This window comes from Natronolimnobius sp. AArcel1, from assembly GCF_011043775.1.
In the GTDB taxonomy this organism is placed as follows: Archaea; Halobacteriota; Halobacteria; order Halobacteriales; family Natrialbaceae; genus Natronolimnobius.
The window spans coordinates 264,560-278,265 of the sequence record NZ_JAAKXY010000002.1; the positions used below are offsets into that span (position 1 = coordinate 264,560).

13 protein-coding genes are annotated in these 13,706 nt (G+C 58.5%); 9 read left to right on the top strand and 4 right to left on the bottom strand.

Annotation, left to right across the window (positions count from 1 at the left end; translation table 11 throughout):
- Positions 1–157: 157 nt before the first annotated feature.
- From G6M89_RS05425 to G6M89_RS05445, 5 genes are all read left to right on the top strand, one after another.
- Positions 158–1,588, top strand: coding sequence for a GTP-binding protein (locus G6M89_RS05425; protein ID WP_165160785.1), 1,431 nt, complete (start codon positions 158–160; stop codon positions 1,586–1,588).
- Positions 1,589–1,598: 10 nt separating this feature from the next.
- Positions 1,599–1,829 (top strand): hypothetical protein, encoded by a 231-nt coding sequence (locus tag G6M89_RS05430; RefSeq protein ID WP_165160786.1) that lies wholly within the window; start codon positions 1,599–1,601, stop codon positions 1,827–1,829.
- Between the two features lie 31 nt (positions 1,830–1,860).
- Positions 1,861–2,118, top strand: coding sequence for a hypothetical protein (locus tag G6M89_RS05435; protein WP_165160787.1), 258 nt, complete (start codon positions 1,861–1,863; stop codon positions 2,116–2,118).
- 101 nt (positions 2,119–2,219) lie between these two features.
- Positions 2,220–2,372: a C2H2-type zinc finger protein gene (locus tag G6M89_RS05440; protein WP_165160788.1), complete on the top strand. Its 153-nt coding sequence runs from the start codon at positions 2,220–2,222 to the stop codon at positions 2,370–2,372.
- A gap of 169 nt (positions 2,373–2,541) precedes the next feature.
- Positions 2,542–3,831, top strand: a complete 1,290-nt coding sequence (locus G6M89_RS05445; protein WP_165160789.1) for an RNA-guided endonuclease TnpB family protein — start codon at positions 2,542–2,544, stop codon at positions 3,829–3,831.
- Between the two features lie 11 nt (positions 3,832–3,842).
- Here the strand turns inward: G6M89_RS05445 and G6M89_RS05450 are convergent, their stop codons facing one another.
- Complete coding sequence (locus tag G6M89_RS05450; RefSeq protein ID WP_165160790.1) at positions 3,843–5,141, bottom strand: NAD(P)/FAD-dependent oxidoreductase; 1,299 nt, start codon at positions 5,139–5,141, stop codon at positions 3,843–3,845.
- Positions 5,142–5,315: 174 nt separating this feature from the next.
- On the opposite strand from G6M89_RS05450, the gene G6M89_RS05455 reads away from it, so the two are divergent.
- Together G6M89_RS05455 and G6M89_RS05460 are read left to right on the top strand one after the other, a co-directional pair.
- Positions 5,316–6,263, top strand: coding sequence for a formyltetrahydrofolate deformylase (locus G6M89_RS05455; RefSeq protein WP_165160791.1), 948 nt, complete (start codon positions 5,316–5,318; stop codon positions 6,261–6,263).
- A gap of 228 nt (positions 6,264–6,491) precedes the next feature.
- A complete protein-coding gene (locus G6M89_RS05460) occupies positions 6,492–6,665 on the top strand; it encodes a hypothetical protein (protein ID WP_165160792.1) in 174 nt (57 codons plus the stop codon).
- Positions 6,666–6,773: 108 nt separating this feature from the next.
- Here the strand turns inward: G6M89_RS05460 and G6M89_RS05465 are convergent, their stop codons facing one another.
- Together G6M89_RS05465 and G6M89_RS05470 are read right to left on the bottom strand one after the other, a co-directional pair.
- Positions 6,774–6,941, bottom strand: coding sequence for a hypothetical protein (locus tag G6M89_RS05465; RefSeq protein ID WP_165160793.1), 168 nt, complete (start codon positions 6,939–6,941; stop codon positions 6,774–6,776).
- A 182-nt stretch (positions 6,942–7,123) separates the two neighbouring features.
- Positions 7,124–8,155, bottom strand: coding sequence for a phosphoribosylaminoimidazolesuccinocarboxamide synthase (locus tag G6M89_RS05470; RefSeq protein WP_165160794.1), 1,032 nt, complete (start codon positions 8,153–8,155; stop codon positions 7,124–7,126).
- A 358-nt stretch (positions 8,156–8,513) separates the two neighbouring features.
- Here G6M89_RS05470 and G6M89_RS05475 point away from each other — a divergent pair, with 358 nt between their 5' ends.
- Positions 8,514–11,024 carry a methyl-accepting chemotaxis protein gene (locus G6M89_RS05475; protein WP_343162625.1) on the top strand — a complete coding sequence of 837 codons (2,511 nt, stop codon included), beginning with the start codon at positions 8,514–8,516 and terminating at the stop codon, positions 11,022–11,024.
- Between the two features lie 98 nt (positions 11,025–11,122).
- Positions 11,123–12,499 carry a 7,8-didemethyl-8-hydroxy-5-deazariboflavin synthase subunit CofH gene (gene cofH, locus G6M89_RS05480; protein ID WP_165160796.1) on the top strand — a complete coding sequence of 459 codons (1,377 nt, stop codon included), beginning with the start codon at positions 11,123–11,125 and terminating at the stop codon, positions 12,497–12,499.
- 514 nt (positions 12,500–13,013) lie between these two features.
- On the opposite strand, the gene G6M89_RS05485 is transcribed toward cofH, so the two are convergent.
- On the bottom strand, positions 13,014–13,316 hold the full coding sequence (locus tag G6M89_RS05485) for a hypothetical protein (protein WP_165160797.1): 303 nt from the start codon (positions 13,314–13,316) through the stop codon (positions 13,014–13,016).
- Positions 13,317–13,706 lie beyond the last annotated feature (390 nt).

Consider the following 13,706-nt stretch of genomic DNA (forward strand, 5'->3'; position numbering starts at 1 on the left):
TCCGGACTGGTCCTCGAGCCGCGGTGAGACTGCAGATCGCAGCCAAACCCGGGCAGTGTCTCTTGTGTCATGCTGTTCGACACCTCGAGCGGGTTGTTAATAATATCTTCGCTTAGAATAATAACTTCTATCAGTGAGGGCGTTGTGTTGTTAACTGATGAGCGACGACTCGCTACCAGTCACGGTACTGTCCGGAACGCTCGGAGCCGGGAAAACGACCGTTCTGAACCACCTCCTGCGGGAGAGCGACCGCGATCTCGCCGTGCTCGTCAACGACATGGGCGAGGTCAACGTCGATGCGGATCGCGTCGCCGAATCCTCGGATATTACTGACGAGGACGAGGAGCTAATCGAACTCTCGAACGGCTGTATCTGCTGTGAACTCCGAGGCGACCTGCTCGATGCAATCGGCGAACTCACCGCCGCTGACCGCAAATTCGACGCTCTCGTCGTCGAGTCAACCGGCGTCGCCGAACCGCTACCGGTCGCCCAGACGCTGACGCTTGGCTTCGATCAGGCCGACCTCGATCCGACGGAGTTCTACGAGGAGACCGGCATCGAACCGCTGTCGGGCTGTCACCTCGATACAACCGTCACCGTTGTCGACGCCCACCAGTTCAACGCGGCGATGGAATCCGACGAAATCCTCGACGACGACGGCACCGAGAAACACCTTGGCAACCTGCTCGTCGAACAGGTCGAGTTCTGCGACGTCCTCTTACTCAACAAGTGCGACCTCGTGGACGAACCGACGCTCGCAGAAATCGAATCCACGCTCGAGGTGCTCCAGCCGCGCGCGGAGATTATCCGTACCAAACACGGACGGGTCGATCCCAACACGATCATCGAGACCGATCGATTCGACTTCGAGGAAGCCAGCCACTCCGCAGGCTGGATCAAAGAGCTCCAGGAGCCACACGAATCCGCCGAGGAAGAACACGGCGTCACCTCGTTCGTCTTCGAGGCCCGGCGACCGTTCCACCCCGAGCGCTTTGCAGACTTGCTCGATGACTTCCCGAGCAACGTCGTCCGCTCGAAGGGGCATTTCTGGATTGCGAGCTACGAGGACGAACAACGTGAGTCCTCGGAACCGCGAACGGGAGCGACCGGATCCGAGCAAGGCGAGGATCCCGATGCGAGCAGTGGAACCGCGAGCGAGAAGCGACACGTGAGGCGTATGGACGAAGCGATTACCGTCAACGTTGCCGGCCAGTCCGTTCGAGTCGCTCCCGCCGGTCAGTGGGTCGACTCGCTGCCGGCCGACGAACGCGAGGAACACCTCGACGAAAATCCCGACCTCAAAGCAGGCTGGCACGTCCGCTGGGGCGACCGCGGCATCCGCCTCGTCCTGATCGGCACCGACATGGACCACGACTCGCTGCGTGGTGACCTCGAGGACTGTCTGCTCACGGACGACGAACTCGAGGAGGATTGGTCGACCTACGAGGATCGGTTCCCGTCATTCGAGCCGCCAGAAGTGCCGGAAGAAGCGGCGGACGAGGCAGACGAGGCGGACGCAGCCGAGGAGCCTAGTGCAGACGAAGATCACGACCACGACGAACAACACGAAATCGGCATCGCCGACTGAGAACCCCGCCGTGACCGAACACGATACAGACACCGAACGCGACAGCGACTCAAGTCCAGCCGAGAGTGACGGCGACCCCCCAACCGCCGATATCTCGCCATGCTATCAGGCCTATCTCGAGCGCCACGATCACCGTCCGGACTCCTGTACGATCTACTCAGCAGTCACCGCGGACGCGGCACGCAACCGCTGGATCAAAGCATGGGGCGACGGGTTCGTCTCGCGCGAGGACGCCAGGTAGTCGCGACCACCACACAGCCACTTTCCACACAATGTCCACGCACTTCCAGACCGCAGTGAAATCGGCCGTTTCCGACACGCATCGACGCGACGCGATTGATCGTATGATCGACCGCGACGAACGAACCAACCTTGCCATCCTCGTCCAGATGGGTGGCCTCGACGGCGAGTTCCGACGGCGTGCGCTGGCAGGTCTCGGGACCTGTAACGCCAGCGACGAACTCGCCGACCTCGCCACGGATACAGCAATCGACCCGTCGTTGCGGCGGCGAGCGGATGAACTCAAATAAGTGGTGTGAAACCACACCGCATCGTTGTTAAAAAGTAAGCGCAGTCGCTGTGAAATTCCTAGGAACGCTTTTGCCGTGTTCGCCCGATAGAGAGTATTAGTATGGGATACAACTGCTCCACCTGCGACGAGGACTTTCAGTCAGCCGCTGGCGTCACCCAACACGTCGCGTTGCACCACAACACCTGTGCCGTCTGTGACGAAGGGTTCAACGACACGGACTCGCTGCGGAGTCACATCCACGAGAGTCACTGACCACAGCGTCGCGTCGCACAATTTTTAGCGTTGTGGTGAGGGTTCTAAGCCTCCGTCCTCAAGAAGCAACGCAGCGAAGCGAGTAGCGCAGTAGGGCGGTGATACAGAACCCGCTCGCTGCCCGACCACACTTTTAAATAAAATACTGTCGTAATAATGGTTACGTCGCATGAAGTACAGTCCACGCTTCTGCTTGTTCCCGACAACTCAGCAACGCAAGTTGCTCGAGGAGAACGTGGACATCGTGCGACAACTCTACAACGACCGCCTGAAACGATTCAAAGAAATCCCGGAGAACGCCGGAACACTCACTCAACGTGTCCGCATGGCACGAGATGAATTACCGGAACTGAAGCAATGGTGGGACGATCTCAACGACGTGTACTCCACCGTGCTTCAGACGGCAACAATGCGTATCCGTGACAACAAACGAAGTCTGCAGGAACTGCAGAAAAACGGGTACGATGCAGGTGAGTTACGGTGGAAGCCGCCACGAGAGTTCAGGAGTTTCACGTACAATATTCGGGGCTTCGAGTTGGACAAGAACAACGGCCCTAGTGGACGTGGAGTTCTCACACTCAAGAGAGTGGCTGGTGAAAACATCGATGTACCAATCCGCCTCCACCGCGACCTTCCAGACGGGGAAGTGAAGCAACTCACCGTCAAGAAAGAACCAACTGGCGCGTGGTATGCGTCGTTCACCGTCGAAACAGACGACCCGGAGAAACCCAGTATCGAAGACATCACTCCGGATGACTGCATCGGAATCGACCTCGGCGTGCTGAGTTTCATTCATGACTCAGACGGCAGGTCTGTCAGTTGCCTCGACTTAACCGAAGACCGGGAGCGATTGGAACGTGAACAGCGTTCACTCTCTCGGAAGCAACGCGGGTCGAATAACTGGGAGAAGCAACGTCGACAGGTAGCGCAAGTCCATGATAGGATGAGCAATAAGAAGCATGATTTCAAGCATAAGTTGGCACACTTCTACACCACTGAGTACGATGCAGTGTTCCTCGAAGACCTAAACGTGAAAGGGATGCTTGAAGAGGATGGGAACGCCCGAAACAAGCACGAAGTCGGGTGGCGTGACATGATTTCAGTGTTCGAGCATCATGGGGAGAAGAATGGGTGCTACGTCGAACTGGTTGACCCGGCGGGAACGACGAAGGAATGCGCTCACTGTGGATCGGAGACAAGAAAGCCAGTGTGGGTCAGAACGCATGACTGCCCGACGTGCGGGGTTGAGATGGATCGTGACCTGAACGCGGCGTGCAATGTGTTGGAGCGCGGATTGAAGCAACTAGGAGTGGTTCACTCCGAAGCAACGCCTGTGGAGACTGCAACCGCTGTGTCCACCGACGGATGCGGTTTTTCCGCGTCCAATCAGGTGGATGCAAGTCGCGTCGTAGAAGCAGGAAGCCCCTGCCTCAAGGAAGCCGCGTCAGCGGCTGAGTAGGCAGGGGTAGTTCACCAGTCGCAGTACTCCGGCTCACAACACTCGAGATCCTCGAGAAACATATTGTTCTCCCGGTACTCCTCGAGCGCGTCAGTGTCGACGCCGAGTCGCTCGCCGATGGTTTCGGCGACGACAGCGAAGCGCTGGCGATACTTGTAGATGAAACAAAACTCCTGGCCGTTGTGTGCGACCTGCGGGCCGGCGAGAAACAGGCCGGGCGTGGCCGTTGACTCGTCGCGGTCGGTGAGTTCGGGCACGCCATCCTCGAGTGTGAACAGTTCCTCGACGAGCGAGACGCTGCCCTCGAAGCCGGTTGCGAGAACGGGTGGGGCTCGCGAACAGAATCGGGCGCCATCAGTTGTGACGACAGCGTACTCGAGTCCGCCGTCATCGATCTCTGTACTGTCCTCATCAGCGAGTCGTTCGATCCGTTCTGCGCGCGCCCCCGCGACGAGCGCAATCGGCTGTTCCTCGTCGAGTGCAGCCTCGAGTCGCTCGTTCGTCCGCGGTGAGAGCACCTCGCTTGGGTCGGGACTGCGGAACTGCCAGGTTCCGGCATCGTCGAGGACCGTAACCGAACAGTCCGCTTCGGCGAGGGAGAGCGCGGCGTCGACGCCGCTTTCTGCGCCGCCGATGACGATGACATCGTCCTGTACCGGTGCCATTGTGCCCGCGCCGTCGGCCGCCGCCTGTGGTGTGGCGTCGCCAGTCCCATCGCCCGCCGCCAGCGTTTCGACTGGCGCAACGTCGGACTCGAGGTCGACATCCGCCTCGAGATCGTGCGCGGTCGCGTACGATTCCCAGGAGTCGACGCCCGCGACGTGAACGCCGTGTTGTGCGCCTGCAACGGCTGCCGTCGTGGGGTACTGGTACTCGCCCGCCGCCCAGACGACGAAGCGTGCGGTGATCGAGTCATCGTCCGTCTCGAGTCGAAAGCCACCGTCAGTGTCACCATCGAGAGACACAGCACTGGTGACGTCGATACCTGTCTCGACGCTAAGTTCGTGGAACTCGGCGATGGCCTCGAGATAGTCCGCGTACTGCTCGCCGGTTGGATGCTCACAGTCGAGTGCGAGTGCTGGGGACGTATCGGGCGTGATCGCGTTCAGATCGCGCGTCCCGAACGCAGTCGCGGGAAACGAGGGAGTTAGTAGCCGCATCTCTGCGGGCCACTGGCGAAAGGACGCGCCGATACAGTCGCGCTCGAGAACGGTGTACTCGAGGTCGAGTCGCTCGAGGGCAACGCCAGTGCCGATGCCAGCGGGACCCGCACCGATGACTGCTACTTCGTGGTCGAACGAACGTGTCATGTGGGCTGGTTTGCCCCACTAATTAATAACTCTGGCGCGTTAGTTAGCAATATTTGGTATTCTATACTCTCGGTTTAACGTCTCTGAATCGGAGACGGAAAGCAGGACTTTTAGCCGCACACGGTCTGAGAACGAGGTGATGAACCGACGGACGCTCGAGCGGAGGTGGTCTCGATGACGACTGATGTGACCGAAATCACGGTGATCGGAGAGGACGACACCGGGCTGATTGCGAACGTGACGAGCCTGCTGTTCGAGCGCGGGATCAACATTGAAGACCTCGATCAGGCGGTTCGCGACGGCGTCTTCCGGATGTATCTCGCTGTCGACACCTCGGAAATGGTCACGACCGAGGAGAAACTCCGGGAAGACCTCCACGAACTCGGCGATGACCTCGGACTTGACGTGCAGGTCCGGTTCCCCGCCGACCGCGAGAACCAGCAGATCGCCGTTCTCGTCACCAAAGAGAGCCACTGCCTCGAGGCACTGTTCGAGGCCTGGGCCAACGACGACCTCGGCGCGGACATCAGCGTGGTCATCGGTAACCACGACGACCTCGAGCCGCTTGCAAATCACTACGACGTGCCGTTTCACGATATCGGCACCGAGAGCGGCCAGCAAAACGAAGACGAACTCCTTGAGGTGCTTGCGGAGTACAACGCCGACCTGATCGTCCTCGCGCGGTATATGCGGATTCTCAGCCCGAACGTTGTCTTCCGATACGAAGACCGGATTATCAACGTCCACCCCTCGCTGTTGCCGGCGTTCCCCGGCGCAGAGGCCTATCGCCAGGCCATCGAGGAAGGCGTCCGCGTCGCTGGCGTCACCGCCCACTACGTGACAACCGACCTCGATCAGGGGCCAATCATTACCCAGCGCGCATTCGACGTCCCCGACGATGCAGACGCCGACACGATGAAAAACCGGGGCCAGCCACTCGAGGCCGATGCGTTGCTCGAGGCTGTCAAACTCCACCTAAACGGCGACGTCTCAGTTCACCGTGGACGAACCTCGGTCCGAGAGAACGGTGAGCAGTACCAGCTTGGACTTCCTGCAGAGATCGACGACGTCACCCCAGATCGCCCGGTTGACGGTATTGGAAACGCAGTCGCTGACGAGTAAATCACTTGGCTGGAAGACAATAAGTCGCTATCAGCATTAATTTTCACCACACACAGGAGAAATAAGTTCTCGATTAGCGACTCGAACGAGGAATCAGTTCGCAGCCGTCTACCAAAAAGACCATTATAGTCCGACTTGTTCAATCATTTTCGCCGAGACGAGCTACGTTTCACAACTGATTGCGCCGATTCCAGAACATTCATAGGCGAGTACGTTACATATCCAAACATGACGCCCGAGACAGAGTCAGTCGGGGAACCGTCGACAGAGAGCCACGAGGTGGTTGCAGCAGTCGACGACGCAGACGGACGGCCACGGCTCGTCATTGCCAACATCGCCCGTGACGATGCCTGGCTCTCGGTACCTGAGCAGGCAGCCGCGTCACTCGAGGAGTGGCAGTAAGGCGACGGTGCTGTGTGTCGCCGCGATAGCGACACCGCATGACTGTGTCTCACGACACTATTTTTAAAAAAGACGAGAGACGACGCGAACGAGACGACAACAGCGCGCTTAGTCGTCGCTTGGTTCAGCGCCCGGTTCGGGCGCGTTCGCACTGCTCGAGGCCACACTGGTCGTACTCGAGGAAACATGTGACTGGACGGCAAGTCCAACCATCGCAAGGACGATCGCTGCGACAGCGACGCTTGTAGCGATGGTGACTGTCGTGATCAGACCCACCGCAACGATACTTACTCCGAGGACACTAGCAATGCCGGCGGTCATTGGCTGTCATTCGATTCTGGCAACGCTGGCGATATGAGAGTTACTGTGTTGACGCGCAGTGAACACAGGTATCATACCCCATACAATCGACCCACGAATATCAACAGTGCTCGTTGCCGGCTGCCTCGAGCGCCAGTTTATAATCGCTGGACCGCACCGATTGCACTCGAGAGCGGCGGAGCCTCGAACACGTCGTGGCCGGTGTAGGCGTTGGTTCCCGCACAGTACAGATTGCGAGCCGTCTCGAGAACGGTGTCCTCGAGCGGTTCGGGATCGACGGTACAGAGGGATTTCCAGTCAGCGACGTTCTCCTGTTTCGCCTCGGCTTTGGCGGCTTCGACGGCTTGCACCCACTCGGGTTGGGTTCGTTTATGGTACTGACGAAGGACTTCCTTTGAGAGCTGACTGCCTTCGTAGCTGAAGCGATTCTCGTCGAACGTCCCGACGACATCAGCGACACGGATTTCGCCGTCGTAGTACAGGCACTCAATTTTGCCGTCCTGGTGGTCGAGACCGGCCGATTCAGCCTGTTCCGTCAGAATCCGATTGACGTCGCGTGCGAGGTCCTCGAGTGCGGAAAGCGAGGCGCGGCCAGCGATCTGGTCGGCTTCTGTGGCTTCGAGATAGCGATCACCCTCCTCGTACTTGGTCGAGAACTCGACGATTGGTGCGTCGAGGTCGACTGGTTCGTCGGGCCAGGAGTCGTACGCGAGGCCGTGATCTTCGGGTTCCGTTCGACTACGCAGACTCGAGCCGATCGGGACGCGATTTCGGAAGACGATCTCGAGCGGGATGAGGTAGTTCTCGCCGGCGGCCTCGTGGTAGTGGTCGTAATCGTACTCTCGCCCTTCGTTTGGGAGATCCGGAACCTGCGTCAGTTCGATGGCCATCTCCCAGGGTGGACTCGAGGCATCCTCGAGTGAGACGATCGAGTCGGAGTCGCCGCTATGGTCGACGACGCCGCGGTAGTGCGTGGGCACGCCTTCGGCCTCGAGCAGTTCGAAGTTGAACGCGCCCATCGTACAGAGGCTGGCTCCCTTCTCGGGAATCTGATCGGGCATTTTGCCCCAGTCGAAGACGGAGTAATCGTCCGTAAAGACGAACGAACCCGCCCCGAGGCTGTCAGCCGTCGCCTCGCGCTCGATTCGGAACTCTTTGACGCTGGTCACGCGCGCCACCCCACAGCGTTGCGGTCGCCGTCGTGCATACTCGAATCCGCGTGACGATCACTCAAGAAGGTTTCAGTATCGATCGGGTCGGCAGATGGTTACTGGCTGGCGTCCGGACAACGCATTGAGATGGCCACAACTGCTTTTATGTAATGGACGAACATTTACGAAAATGTCGCTGAGAGACCGGCTTATACCGGATTCTGCCAGGGAGCGGCTCAGTGGGCTGGTGCCAGAGAGGCTCACCACGTACACTACTCGAGCCACAGAAGGTGCATCGACGGCTCGCTCTCGAGTCACAAATTCGACAGCGGGGATCTGGGGGGTTGTGCTGCCGGATCGGATTCGACGGAGTTACGTGGCAAAGTTCGGACTCGTGATCGCGCTGGTGTTGGTTGCCACACTCGCCGTTGCAGGCTTTTCCTACATCGATATCTCGAATCAGATTTCGGATAACGCACAGAACGAACTGGAGCTGACGGCGGAAGTTGAAGCCCAGGAGATCGGCGACTGGATGTATCTTGAGACACAGGAAGCCGAGGTCCTCGCAAATGACGGTGATATTCCATATACCAACGGGACAGATCACGAAATTAGGACGGGACTCAACAACAGATATCATGAGATGGGGAGCACCGTTCAGGACATCCACTACGTCGATTTAGAGTCAGATACGATCGATGTGAGTACGGATAGCGATATGGTCGAGACGGATGTCACCGAGTTCGGTCTCAACCTCCACGTTATCAACGACGAGTACTCGGTCTCGGAGTTCGAGTACGAAAACATCTACATTTCACAGGTCGATTCGACGTACTCGGATACCTTCGAGTACAACGGTGAAATGTCGATTGCGCTCTTCAGCCCCGTCGATGGCACGGATCACGCGGTCATGATCGTCAACTCGATCGAAGATCGATCTAACTACTTCAGAAACCATGCCGAGGGTGGACAAACTACCGTCGTCGACGGCGGCAGCCATGAGATGATGTTCGCCGATGACCGCGATCACCTGCTCTCTGAGTACGAACACGCCGAAAGCGATGCCGTCCTCGAGGGCGGACTCGATGGGTCAACAGTGATCGATCTCGACGACACAGACGAAGTCGTCGCTGCGGCACAGATCCCAAACACTGACTGGGCGCTCGTCACGCACGCGCCACAGTCGAGCACGTACGCGCTCGTCGATGACGTCGTCGAGTCCTTGGGAGCGGTCATCGCCATTGCACTGTTTGGATTCCTCATCATCGGAGCAACGATTGGGCGCTCGACAGCACACGCCCTTGACAGCCTCGCTGACGACGCCGATCGACTGTCAAACGGCGACTCCGATATCGAAATCGACGACGACGGCCGCATCGACGAGGTTGGACAAGTCCGGGGCTCGTTTGCCTCGATTCAGACCTACCTCGAGACCGCGGCGAATCAGGCAGATGCGATTGCTCGCCAGGAGTTCAACGACGACGCACTCGACGAAGACGTACCGGGCCGACTCGGGAACTCGCTCGATCGGATGCAAACCGACCTCGAGACCTACATCGAGGATATTGAGGCCTCGAAAGCCGAAGCGGAGGCGTCGAAAGACGAAGCCGCAGCTGCTCGAGAGGAAGCCGAAGCCCTCGCCGAGCGCCTTGAGATGACTGCCGCCGAGTTCGCTGACGTGATGAGCGAGGCTGCAGACGGCGACTTCACGCAGCGACTCGACGACGACGTCGACAACGAGGCGCTTGCAGAGATTGCAACCGCCTTTAACGGCATGCTCGAGGATCTCGAGCGCACGATCATCGACATTCAGGATCTTGCAGACGACGTCGATCAGATCAGCGGCCAGGTCACGGGTCAGGTCGCAGAGATTGAAACGGCGAGTAACGACGTGAGCCGCTCCGCCGAAGAGATTGCAACAGCAACCGCAGAACAGAGCGACCGCTTCCAGAACGTCTACGGCGAGATGAACGATCTCTCTGCAACCGTCGAAGAGATTGCCTCTACCGCCGACGACGTGGCAAGTGTCTCCGAGACCGCTGCCGACCGCGCCGATGCGGCTGGCGAGGCAACCGGTGAAATTCGCACTGAAATGGACCATCTCGAAGAGCGTGCGGAAGCGATCACGACGCAGGTCGAGCAACTCGATTCGGAGATGGGCGAGATTCGCGAAATTGTCGACCTCATCGACGACATTGCGGATCAGACGAACCTGCTCGCGCTCAATGCCTCTATCGAGGCGGCAAGCGCTGGCGAAGAAGGTGACGGCTTTGCGGTCGTCGCGAGCGAGGTCAAATCGCTGGCCGAAGAGACGGGCGACGCAACCCAGGAGGTCGATGACCTGATCACCAACGTCGAAGCCGCGGTCGACGAAACCGTCGATGAAATCGAACGCATGCGCGAGCAGGTCGACGAAGGCGCAGACGTCGTCGACGATGGCATCGAAGCGATCGACGCCATTACCGAACAGGTCGAAGAGGCAAACGCCGGTGTCCAGTCGATCAACGAGGCGACCGGCGAGCAGGCCCGCGCAAACGAGCGCGTCGTCACCATGGTCGACGAAGTCACCGAGATAAGCGAGGAAACCAAAAGCGAAACCGAGACCGTCGCCGCAGCCGCCGAAGAACAGGCCGCGACCGTCTCCGACGTCGCCGCCGGTGCCAACTCCCTGACCGATATGGCCGACGACTTGAGCACCTCACTCGAGGCCTTCGATGTCAGCGAGGACAGTGCAGCCACAGATGGTGACCGATCAGGCACAGCCGACAACGACTCGAGTGCCGGGCAGATGCTCGAGTACGACGATTCGACGACCGAGGTGGCCGATCCGGACGACGGAGATCTCGTCCTGAAACGCGACGACAGCGGCGACAACGCCGACGACTGAGGCGGCGACCGGACCAACCGCGTCGTCGCGTCATCGGTACAAGACGTACGCTGCTGCGACCAGCATCCTTTTCTCACTGTATCCGCATCGTTACCTCGATGGAGCGACCGGTGACCGAGGCCGACCTCACGTTCGAGTACACACCCGACAGCGAGAGCGACCAGTCCTTCGAGAACGCACTCGAGAAGGCACGAAGCGGCGACCGCCTGACCGTTGCAGACGCAATTGCGCTGCTGACGACGGGAGCCGACGTCGACGGAATCGATCGCCGGCGCAAAGAACAGGTGCTCGAGGCCGCAGATCGCCGGCGCGCTGAGGTCGTTGGCGAGGAAGTCACCTTCGCTGCGAATCTGAACAACAACGTCACGACCGCGTGCAACGTGGGCTGTCTATTCTGCAATTTCAAAGACGCGGCCCACACGTTCGAACGCGACGCCGAGATCGAGACGGCCGGCTTCACCAAGACGCCAGCCGAGTCGCGTGAAATCGTCGCCGACGCCGCCGAACGCGGGATCTATGAGGTCTGTTCGGTCTCCGGGCTGCACCCCGCGTTCGTCCTCGACGACGAGCATCGAGAGATTCTCGAGGCCCACCCCGATCCGAAGGCGGTGAACTACAAGCCGGTCGAACTGTACGAAACAGACCCCGGCACCTACGTCGAGCAGATGGCGGCGATGAGCGTCGACGGCGTGCACGTCCACTCGATGACGCCCGAAGAGGGCTACCACGCCAAACGCGGCACGGACTGGTCCTACGAGGAAGTCTACGGCCGGCTGAAGGAAGCTGGGCTCGATACGGTGCCCGGTACCGCCGCTGAGATCCTCGTCGACGAAGTGCGAGACGTGATCTGCCCCGGCAAGATCGGCACCGACGACTGGCTCGAGGCGATGGAAGCCGCGGCGAACGTCGGCCTTGGCCTCACGGCGACGATCATGTACGGCCACGTCGAAAACGAAGCCCACCGCGCCATGCACCTGAAACGCGTGCGCAACCTGCAAGAGCGCGTCGACGGCGCAATTACGGAGTTCGTCCCGCTTTCGTTTATCCACCAGAACACGCCGCTGTACGAGCACGACGTGGTCTCTGGGGGCGCAAGCACCGACGAGGACGAACTGATGATCGCCGTCTCGAGGCTCTTCCTCGACAATATCGACCACATCCAGTCCTCGTGGGTCAAGTACGGCAACGAGCAGGGCCTGAAGATGTTAAACTGCGGCGCAGACGACTTCATGGGGACGATTCTCTCCGAGGAGATCACCAAGCGCGCGGGCGGGGGCTACGGCGAGTTCCGTTCCTTCGCGGACTACGTCGAACTGATCACCTCGATTGGCCGCGTGCCGGTCGAGCGCTCGACGGATTACGAGAAACGCCGCGTCATCGACCCCGACGACCCACCGTTCGGGCCACAGTTAGGGCCAAAGGCAGACGGCACGCCACTACTGGCTGACGAGGGACCGGTGCCGGCAGACGACTGAGACGGTTGCTGTACTGATTTACCGGTGCAACTGCGACATGTACTGCGGTTGCACCGGAAATGGCTTACCGCAATTGACGTGTCATCATCGGTAGCGATAGCGTACGCCTCGAGAGCGCGAGTTCGTCCCACCGCCCACTGCTCGCCAGTCAGTGAGTCGGTATCGGCAGCAGCCATACTTTCGTCCGCCTCCGAAAATTCCAAGATATTTCCACTCAGATAGGGAGAAGAATATAATAAAATAAAGTCTAACCTTCCGGAAATAGATTATCCACTAATAATTGGAGTTATAAAGGCATGAAGGCACATAAGTAGACTTACCGCAAACAGTGCTAAACCAAACGCATCACCGTCAAGAATAAGTGCGGTTGCTAGAACTGAAAGTGTCAATGCGACAATGGCGGATCGAATCGCACGAAGATCCGTCTTATAGGATAGGTCTGTTTCATCCATAAATATATTTACTTGCTATTTGATTCTTTTCTATAGATTCATATACTTTACTATTTTGCTTATTAATCAAGCGAATATTCTGGTGCAGCAGATTCACCTATACTCCATGCAGTTTGGGCACGTGTATTAAGTTCCACCCCGATACCACTAGCCCCGCCAGTAATCTTCTCAATTGCTCCGCCAGGAGTCGTTGAGTATGTATGGGTGTACGATCCCCAAACAGTAGTTGGCTCACCGCCATCTCTTAATCGGAATCGACCGGTTAAAGCCACATAACCTTCCGGAAGATCTTCTTCTGAAAAACCATCACCTGCTGGAGAGTTTGCTTCTATATTAACAGTGCCTGCAAGAGCATCATCGTCCACGTCGTCGGACGTGTATCTTGGGGAATGTCCTCCAGTTGCGTCGAGCTCCGGATGGCCCATTGCGGCCCAGTCGGTTTCACTATTGTAACCAATCGCAATAGCATCAGGGGCCCACCATGAGTTTCTCGCGGTGTATGTTGGATTTCGAAGGATTGACAGGGCGGTTATGTAGACCTCGTCATCATTGTCTGCACTAGTTGATGTACAGGAGAAGCTAGCGGCAGAGTCCTCTTCTGGGTCTGCAAATCTCCATTCAGTACTTAGTTCCCCATCGTTTTCGGGCTCCTGAAGGTCAGACTCTTCTAAATGTTTGGTGTTGAAATCGGGGTCTAATCCGAGATCTTCTAGTGCTTGCTCAGCTCCGGTAATCCCGTTCTCTTCTGCACCTTC

Bases quoted from the DNA above. Each gene is read 5' to 3' on its own strand.
- G6M89_RS05425 (WP_165160785.1), top strand. From the start codon at position 158: ATGAGCGACGACTCGCTACCAGTCACGGTACTGTCCGGAACGCTCGGA.
- G6M89_RS05435 (WP_165160787.1), top strand. From the start codon at position 1,861: ATGTCCACGCACTTCCAGACCGCAGTGAAATCGGCCGTTTCCGACACG.
- G6M89_RS05440 (WP_165160788.1), top strand. From the start codon at position 2,220: ATGGGATACAACTGCTCCACCTGCGACGAGGACTTTCAGTCAGCCGCT.
- G6M89_RS05445 (WP_165160789.1), top strand. From the start codon at position 2,542: ATGAAGTACAGTCCACGCTTCTGCTTGTTCCCGACAACTCAGCAACGC.
- G6M89_RS05450 (WP_165160790.1), bottom strand. From the start codon at position 5,141: ATGACACGTTCGTTCGACCACGAAGTAGCAGTCATCGGTGCGGGTCCC.
- G6M89_RS05455 (WP_165160791.1), top strand. From the start codon at position 5,316: ATGACGACTGATGTGACCGAAATCACGGTGATCGGAGAGGACGACACC.
- G6M89_RS05460 (WP_165160792.1), top strand. From the start codon at position 6,492: ATGACGCCCGAGACAGAGTCAGTCGGGGAACCGTCGACAGAGAGCCAC.
- cofH (WP_165160796.1), top strand. From the start codon at position 11,123: ATGGAGCGACCGGTGACCGAGGCCGACCTCACGTTCGAGTACACACCC.